Source organism: Fundicoccus sp. Sow4_D5 (assembly GCF_052116365.1).
Lineage (GTDB): Bacteria > Bacillota > Bacilli > Lactobacillales > Aerococcaceae > Fundicoccus.
On the sequence record NZ_JBQKLF010000035.1, the window covers coordinates 1 to 319 of the forward strand.

The 319-nt window shown below is 40.4% G+C and carries 1 protein-coding gene; it reads right to left on the minus strand.

The annotated features are described in order from the left end of the window. Positions 1-319, minus strand: a 319-nt coding sequence (locus ACTQ45_RS13675; protein ID WP_441764037.1) for a Mu transposase domain-containing protein, incomplete at both ends; no start/stop codon positions are given.

Below are 319 nucleotides of genomic sequence, written 5' to 3' on the forward strand. Positions count from 1 at the left end.
ATTCCATTCTGGTTGATTAAATTGATCTGGCAGATGTTCAGGTAAGGTAGAGAATGCATATTCTTGATAAACTGGAAACCGCTTATGTGTCGCTATTCGTTCATGTTGATAAAAGATTTCGACTAAGTGGCTCGTCACCTTCAAATCAACTGTTTTCTTCAAGTATTGATAGGGGCACGAGTAGTTATTCTTTTGGAATGTTACATGGCAATCATATTTCACCTTACGTCCATAGACCCAGTCCGCAATTTCATAAGGAACCGAAGGCAGTGGACGAAGTTTATCCCGTTCAGTTTCTTCGAAGACAAGCTGACGACTC